7 protein-coding genes and 1 pseudogene are annotated in these 8,138 nt (G+C 40.7%); 4 read left to right on the plus strand and 4 right to left on the minus strand.

What is annotated here, in order from left to right:
- From EI164_RS17125 to EI164_RS13160, 3 genes and pseudogenes are all read left to right on the plus strand, one after another.
- Positions 1 to 151 (plus strand): annotated as a pseudogene (locus EI164_RS17125) (IS30 family transposase); the annotation flags it as partial.
- A gap of 140 nt (positions 152 to 291) precedes the next feature.
- Complete coding sequence (locus EI164_RS13155; RefSeq protein ID WP_192520399.1) at positions 292 to 1,200, plus strand: SDR family NAD(P)-dependent oxidoreductase; 909 nt, start codon at positions 292 to 294, stop codon at positions 1,198 to 1,200.
- A gap of 36 nt (positions 1,201 to 1,236) precedes the next feature.
- Positions 1,237 to 3,105, plus strand: a complete 1,869-nt coding sequence (locus tag EI164_RS13160) for an AMP-binding protein (RefSeq protein WP_192520400.1) — start codon at positions 1,237 to 1,239, stop codon at positions 3,103 to 3,105.
- Positions 3,106 to 3,206: 101 nt separating this feature from the next.
- Here EI164_RS13160 and gorA read toward each other — a convergent pair whose 3' ends face one another.
- From gorA to EI164_RS13175, 3 genes are all read right to left on the minus strand, one after another.
- Positions 3,207 to 4,571, minus strand: coding sequence for a glutathione-disulfide reductase (gene gorA / locus EI164_RS13165; RefSeq protein ID WP_192520401.1), 1,365 nt, complete (start codon positions 4,569 to 4,571; stop codon positions 3,207 to 3,209).
- Positions 4,572 to 4,764: 193 nt separating this feature from the next.
- On the minus strand, positions 4,765 to 5,217 hold the full coding sequence (locus EI164_RS13170) for a threonine/serine exporter family protein (RefSeq protein WP_192520402.1): 453 nt from the start codon (positions 5,215 to 5,217) through the stop codon (positions 4,765 to 4,767).
- A 1-nt stretch (position 5,218) separates the two neighbouring features.
- A complete protein-coding gene (locus EI164_RS13175; protein WP_192520403.1) occupies positions 5,219 to 6,007 on the minus strand; it encodes a threonine/serine ThrE exporter family protein in 789 nt (262 codons plus the stop codon).
- A gap of 391 nt (positions 6,008 to 6,398) precedes the next feature.
- Here EI164_RS13175 and EI164_RS13180 point away from each other — a divergent pair, with 391 nt between their 5' ends.
- A complete protein-coding gene (locus EI164_RS13180) occupies positions 6,399 to 7,172 on the plus strand; it encodes a M48 family metallopeptidase (RefSeq protein WP_225739294.1) in 774 nt (257 codons plus the stop codon).
- Positions 7,173 to 7,412: 240 nt separating this feature from the next.
- On the opposite strand, the gene EI164_RS13185 is transcribed toward EI164_RS13180, so the two are convergent.
- Positions 7,413 to 7,847 (minus strand): hypothetical protein, encoded by a 435-nt coding sequence (locus EI164_RS13185; RefSeq protein ID WP_192520405.1) that lies wholly within the window; start codon positions 7,845 to 7,847, stop codon positions 7,413 to 7,415.
- Positions 7,848 to 8,138 lie beyond the last annotated feature (291 nt).

Here is an 8,138-nt window from a genome sequence, read left to right on the forward strand (position 1 = left end):
CGGCCTTATCAGAGAGTACTTGCCTAAGGGTTGTGACTTTAGACAAGTCTCTGATGATGAGATGCAGGACATTGAGAACAAATTAAACAACAGACCAAGAAAACGATTAGGGTTTAAGACGCCTATGCAGGCGTTCTATAATATTAATTAGCGTTGCACTTGGTGTGTTAATCTAAGATTTATAAAACTAGGGCGTGTCATAAATTGCATTAATCTACTAATTGATGACATGCTCTAATAGCGCATACTCAATATAACTCACATTAATATAACTCACATTATTGATTCATTATGAACCAGTACAGCCCACATACAGACAAAATCCATAAGCAACGGTTGAGCACTAGACTGTTTGAGAGACTGCTCTTTCCAAGCCGTAATTTATCCAGTAAAGAAAAACAGCGATTGGCTCATGAGCTAGCTGGTAAGACCATACTGATCACAGGTGCAAGCTATGGTATTGGTGAGCAACTTGCTTACCTGTTGGCAAGCTTGGGTACAGCTAATAACATGCCTATTAGCTTAATATTGGTCGGTAGAACCACGGAAAAATTAGAGCAGGTACAAGCTCATATCCATAAAACTGGTGCATCGGTCAGTATCTATCCAATAGATTTAAGAGATGATAAATCACTCAAACGCTTCATGCATTTTTTGCACATGCTTAGCGTAGACATTTTTATTAATAATGCTGGCAAGTCGATCATGCGCTCTGTCATGGATTCGCTTGATCGTGGTCATGACTATGAACGCACTATTAGTCTGAATTACCTAGCTCCTGTCAAATTATGCTTAGGTTTGATACCGCAGCTTGGTATCAATCAAGGGCAAATCATCAATGTATCCGCACTCAATGTATTACTACCGCCAATGCCTAAGTGGTCTGCTTATCAAGCCTCTAAGTCTGCTTTTGATCAGTGGTTTCGTTCAGTAGCACCAGAACTATATGCGCAAAAAATAACGACCAGCACATTGTATTTGCCACTGGTTCGCACTCGTATGATCGCGCCAACGGCTATCTACCAATCAGCACCTACCATGACTACTGAGCAAGTCGCAGCTGTGATTGGTCGTCTGATTATTCATAAAAAATCCAGCTTTAAACCTTGGTGGTTATATCCTATCGAAATTTTAGCCTTGCTATTCAAACGACCATTAGAGTTTTGTGTTCGCAGTTATTATCGTCATCAGTCACGCTGATTAAACTGGTATTAAATTGAAAGTAGAGATTTATCAATGTCTAACAGCTATCAACATAGCCATCGTGATCAGAGTGATAAGCAGCATAATAAGGGCGAAGACAGTCAGTCAACATCGCCTTCATTATTGAGCTGGATATTTACTAGTATTCGCAACCTGTATCGTATCGGCCTGCTAACACCGAAAGGCATTTTTTGTGTCATTAGATCTATTTATAAGCATGGCGAAAATCTGATGGTATTGCTCGAATTTGCTAGCCATGTTGCACCCAATAGAAACACGTTAAATCAGAAGTACAGCTATCAACAGAGTTACGAATTAGCGCTATCACTAGCTGCTTATCTCAATGAAAAATTACAGATGGGCCGGTATGCTAAGGCCAGCAGTCATTCAGGCCATAAAGCAAACGTGGCGTTACTTTGCGCTAATCATAGCAGTAGCGTTTTAGTTTTATTTGCCGCTGCACGCACTGGTGCTGATATCACGCTGCTCAATACGGATATGAGCCATGATCAAATCGAGCAAATTATCCAGCAACAAGCATACGATATGCTGATCTGTGATGATGAGTTTGTTAGCATCGTCTCAAAGCTGTCAGCGCTCAAATTAGAGACAGCGCCAATAGTGGTTAGTACCAAAGAATTAAACCAGTTTCTTATAGCAAACTTAGAAAAAGTAAAACATGATACTCAGCGAGGGCGAACTAAGCGTAAAAATAACGGCCATAAACTCGCACGCCAGTCATCAGGTAAAATAAATGTACTGACAGGCGGTACCAGTGGTCGTGTCAAATTTGCCAAACGTGAGCCGTCACCGCTTGCGATGCTGATGCCGTTTTTGGCATTGTTAAATAAAGTAGAACTGGCTAAATATCATTCTGTCTATATTGCCGTGCCTTTCTATCATGGCTATGGATTGTCAGCGCTTATTATTTCAGTACTGCTGTCTGCTCGTATCTTTCTCAGTGATAAATTTAACAGTGCTGAAGCCAGTCACCTGATTTACCATCATCAGATTGAAACGCTTATTTTAGTGCCGACTATGCTCAAGCGTTTGCTTGATGAAGACACACTCAAGCAGCGCAAATATGACCAGCTCAGCAGTATAGAAGCCAAAGACGCTACTCATAACTTAACTCTTTATCATTCAACTTTCTGTTCTGTTAAGCGGATAATCTCAGGTGGCGCTAAGCTCGACGCCAATCTTGCGACACAGACTTTGGCTCATACTGGTGATACTTTATTCAATCTCTATGGTACCTCAGAATCAGGTTTTGGCGTTATGGCGACTCCAGCTGATTTGCACCGTTATCCTGATAGTGTTGGTAAAACGATTAAAGGTGTACGTTTGAAAGTATTACCGATTGAGGCCAACTCAAGTACTGCCAATCAAACGCGGTCGGCCGATGACGCTATTGGTGTTTTGAGCCTAGGTACTGCATGGTCAATGGACAATAACGCCATCACCCATACTGCTGAAAATATCAGCGAGACCAACTATATTAGTACAGGTGACTTGGTCTCTTGTAATGTAGAAGGTTATCTGTTTCTAAAAGGCCGTGCCGATGACATGATCGTATCTGGTGGTGAAAACGTGTATCCGCTAGACATTGAAAATGCGCTTAGACAGCACACACATATTGGACAAGTTGCCGTTATTGCGATAGACCATAATGAATTTGGTAAGCGGCTCGTCGCTTTTGTTGGCTTGGTAGATTCAAACGTTTTTTCAAGGAATAGTGAGTCAATCACCGCTTTGCAACTGATGCAGTGGTTGAAGCCTAAGCTGGCACGGTATCAGATGCCTCAACAGATTGTATTGATGGATGAGTTACCCATAACAAAGACGGGGAAGGTGAGCCATGCGAAACTTAAAGAGTGGTTTTATAGTGAATCGATAAGATAAACCATCTCATTGTTTGGGTTATGCAGCCCAAACTGAAAAAGGCTACTCTATTAAGAGTAGCCTTTTTGCAACACTAGCTTATAAAATGAGTGCTTCATCAACTAACGCATCGTCACAAACTCTTCTGAGCCAGTTGGATGAATGGCAACCGTATTGTCAAAATCAGCTTTAGTTGCGCCCATTTTAATAGCGACAGCAAATCCTTGAATCATCTCATCGACGCCAAAACCAATACCATGTAAGCCAATGACCTTTTCTTCCTCGCCCAAGCACACAAGCTTCATAGTACATTTTTGGCGATGTTGGGTGACGGCGCTATACATATCGGTAAACGTTGAAGAGTAGCATTTAATATTTTCTTTACCAAATTGATTAACAGCATCAATTTCTGATAAGCCAATGGTACCGATAGCAGGATGGGTAAAAATAACGGTCGGTATCAAGGTATAGTCTAGGTGTTCATTAGGCTTATCATTAAACAAGCGCTCTGACAAGCGGCGACCTGCGGCAATCGCCACTGGCGTCAAGTCAACACTGTTTTCGATAATATCACCAACGGCATAGATGTTATCGATATTGGTATTTTGGAATTTATCAACTTTGATTTTGCCCGTCTCAGTCGTCGCGACGCCAGTGACTTGCAGATTGATATTGTCTGTAGAAGGCGCACGACCAATCGCCCAGATTAAACAGTCTACTGTCTCGATACAGTCCTCACCGCCGTCATTGGTAGATAAGTTCAGGCTATCATCGTCATTTTTGTTGACTTCGCTTATCACTGTGTTGGTATGTAGTTGAATGCCGGACTGCTCCATTTCTATCAGCAAGGTTTCTACGATAGTATGATCAAATGCCCGTAGTGGCGAGTGTTTGCGTACATACAGATGCACTTCAGCGCCTAGACTGTTTAGCACACCTGCGATTTCGACAGCGATATATCCTGCGCCTACAATCGCCACGCGTTTTGGCAAATGATTCAACGCAAAAAAACCATCAGAATCGATGCCGTATTCTGCGCCTTTGATATTTGGTTGAATCGGGTGACCACCTGTGGCAATCAAAATATGATCAGCGGTAATCAGTTCGCCATTTACTTCTACGGTATTGGTATCGACAAATTTTGCAAAGCCTTTGATGACTTCAACGCCATTTTTGGCCAAGTTGTTGTCATATGAGCGGTGAATGTTTTCGATGTATTGTTGACGGCTCTGTACCAGTTTTGGGAAATCAAAACCTTTAACATCTACATCGAAACCATAATCTGGAGCAAACTTATGAATGGCTTCAGCAACTTGTGCGCCATACCACATTACCTTTTTAGGGACACAGCCTAGATTTACACAAGTACCGCCCAGTTGATTGGCTTCGATAATGGCGCATTTTTTGCCATAGCTTGCGGCGCGGTTGATTGAGGCAATACCGCCGCTGCCGCCACCGATGGCGATATAGTCATAATGTTTGGTCATAATGGGGTCTCTTTATTAAGTGATTGTTGGTGCAGTTTTCAAGTGTATTGTTTTGAATATGATTGTTTTGGACTCTACTGTAATGGGTACTATCATTCATCTTACAAGTTTTTATGCTCAAGGTGGGTTGAATCACTTAGATATGAGTATTATTTAGTCAGAAATAGTTAGGTATTTATATATTTAAACTCACCTAAACAATAGCACGACGTCTATAAAATAACAGTCCAGGAATGGATAAACCCAGCACCAATCCAGAAGTGACAAATAAAGCTTCAAATAAATAAACCATCATTTGACTAAACAGTGCATCTGAATAGCCAAAATAGCCAATCTGCACCATACTGACCATTGCCTTATACGCGGCGATACCGGGCATCATACAAATCACACTTGGCGAAATGAGTGCTTTTGGGGGCAGAGTATACTTTTTAGAAAAATACACACCCAAAAAGCTAGCAAGCATGGCGCCAAAAAAGCTAGCAACCACGAGATGGATATGCTGATGGACAAGGGCGGTTTTTAGCCCAAACCCAAAACCGGTCATGAGCAAGCAAGGCAAGATATAGCGTCTAGGTACGGTGAACATCAGTGTCCAGCCAAGGGTGATGATACTGGACAGCACAATCGTTTTAATCAGCCACATATCAAAATCCCCAGTGCTGTATTTGCAGCAAGATCAAAGCCATCACAATACCCACGCAAGAGGATAGCGTCAGCATATAGGCAAAGACCGCACGTCCAATCCCAATATTGACATAACCTTTTAAGATATCTGATAGGGAGTTGATGAGCGGAAAACTTGGCACTAGCAGTAGCACACTAGAGGCAACCGCGATATCGGCACTATCACCCACATTAAAATAGTAAGTCGTTGATCCAATCAGCGATGCGATAAATGCCGTCACAATAATGGTAATAAACGGATTAAAATGATGTTTGGACAGATAAATACGCGTAAACATTGCGACCATACCAGCGATAAAAGTCACAGCTGTAATGGCCCAACTACCACCATTAAGATAAGCAAATGCAGCACAAGACACACCCACAAAAACGCATACGATCCATGTTGGATAAACCGTCTTATCTAGTTTATCAAAGGCAGTGGTGGTGAGGTCGATAAGCTCGTTATTGTTGGTTGCCGCTTCAGTTTTATTGACAATTTGCTGGATTTGAACCAATAAATTGACATTAATGCTTTGATTGATTGTGTCTCTGGTGGTGGTAATACAGCGCTCATCACAGATGGTGGTTAGCGTTAGCGCATTAAAATTGAGCGAACATTCTACGCTATTCATCCCTAATGCGATGCCTAGGCGTTTGGATAAATCCACCACTACGGCAGACTCAGCACCATATTGCATAAGGAGTAGTCCGCAGCGCACGCATAGTCGAGTAATGTGCTGCTGCTGTACGTAACTGATTGAAGTCATGGGCTAGATACGCAAGTTGGTTGGTATTGATACGCTATTATAAAGGGTATAGATGTCATGAGCAGATATTATGACATTATATTGAAAGCTAAGATAAAGTATAAGATTTTTTGGCAAAGAGAGATAGCGTATAAGTATGAAAAAAATGAATATGAAAAGAGGTTTTATATAACTAGGCCTTGTTCCAAAGTGCTCTTTGGGTAGCAATTTTGCATCGCTAAATGATAGTTTATTAATTTAATGGACTTTTGTTTTATACAGTGATAATCTCTTTCAGTAATTCAGACACAATACTTACATATTGGTGACATTCTTAGTTTGTTACCTTTATTTAGTTATCTGATTCAACTGTACTTTTTAACTTGGACGTATGATGACGACTTTTAATAAAATGAAAAATGCTCTATTGCTAACCACTATTACTACTTTGGTGGGCTGTACTACAGTAGCTGATATGGCAGGGTATGATACTGCTAGCCTAAACAGTGATGCGGCAAAAAGCTATTCTCAAGTGGTTTCTCAAGCCAGTAGTCAAGGCGCAGTAGACAATACTTCTTCGACCGCCATTCGAGTCAAAAAAGTGTTTAACCGTATCAAGCCTTATGCGGTTCAGGCTAATACAACAGGTGTACCTTTTGATTGGGAAATTACGGTTATCAAGTCGCCTGAACTAAATGCTTGGGCAATGCCTGGTGGCAAAATGGCTTTTTACACAGGTATTGTAGAGACGCTAAAGTTAACTGATTCAGAAATCGCTGCCATTATGGGACATGAAATGACCCATGCATTAGCTGAGCACGGTAAAAAGGACGCAGGGCAAAAGGTTCTAACTGGTTTAGCGATGCAGTTAGGTGGTGCGCAACTACAGTCAAAAACAGGATTAAGTGATGATTCGCTAGGTTTAATTAGTGACTTAGGTATTGATAAGCCGTTTTCTCGTAGTCAAGAGTCAGAAGCTGATGCGGGTGGTTTACGTTTGATGGCGCAAGCAGGCTATAATCCAGAATCTGCAGTTACAGTATGGGAAAAAATGGAAGCCGAAAATGGTCGTAGCAGCACTTTAGCTACGTTGACATCTACGCATCCAAACTCTGGTCAGCGTATCGCTAAGATTGAAGCCTTATTGCCTGAAGTGATGCCAATCTATCAGGCGGCTATTAAATAAAGTATTTAGCAGTAAGCAGTTCGTTAGATAGTATTAAAAAAGCAAGTCGCAAGACTTGCTTTTTTTGTAGGTAAATATCGCAAAGTGGTTTGTTTTAGGCTTACGTCATGATGGCAGTGAATAGGCGTTTGTGATCGTTGGACTGTCTAAACGTGAGGTCGAGTCGCAATGTAGTCAAATTGAGGAAAAGCTAGAACGTACGGTGGATGCAAGGGTGATGAATGTTGAAAGAGAGTTTGTTTAATCTAAAACAAAAGAGTTTACTTCAATGTGGTTGTTTTCTTTTAATGATTCAACAGTTTGTGACGTTGGTTTAATTGTTGATTGTTCAATCAATAGGCATCGATCATTCATCGCTTTACCAAACTTGTAGTTTGGCGGGCACACAACAGCATTTGTTAAGTCTCGAAAAACCACTTGTCCATGTAAATAGACAGGGTTTTTGCAATCTTCGACACAGTTTTTATCGTAGTCCGAGCTTACTATTGTGCATTTATCATTTGTGCTACAAATTGTACTGATATTCCAAAATTTAATGATTTTTTGATTCAGTTCCTCATAGTCTGTCTGTGAAACTTCATAAATTTGAGCTTCAGCATCCTTAATACCTACAAATTCAGCTATAGGGACTTTGACAGTATTTGAGCTCAGTATTATGATTTCTAATATAGTCAAGTCTATATAAATCCGCTACATCGTCATCCTCGCTAAGCATACTAATGTATAACTTGCACTCGGTTTCCTTGTATCGAAATTATATTGAACTGACTATAGAACTAACACACCAATACTGATATCAATAAAGTATTGGAAACTTTCTTTAGAAGCTACCCTCAAACCGTTCAACATGCTATATGGTACCCAAATATAGTCAATCCTACTTAAAAATGTTATAAAATAATTAACAAATTCGGTGGTGTTCTAAAAAGTATGCTGGCATCAGACATAGCCATAATTGACATAGAA

The sequence above is a fragment of the Psychrobacter sp. FME13 genome (genome assembly GCF_014861395.1).
In the GTDB taxonomy this organism is placed as follows: domain Bacteria; phylum Pseudomonadota; class Gammaproteobacteria; order Pseudomonadales; family Moraxellaceae; genus Psychrobacter.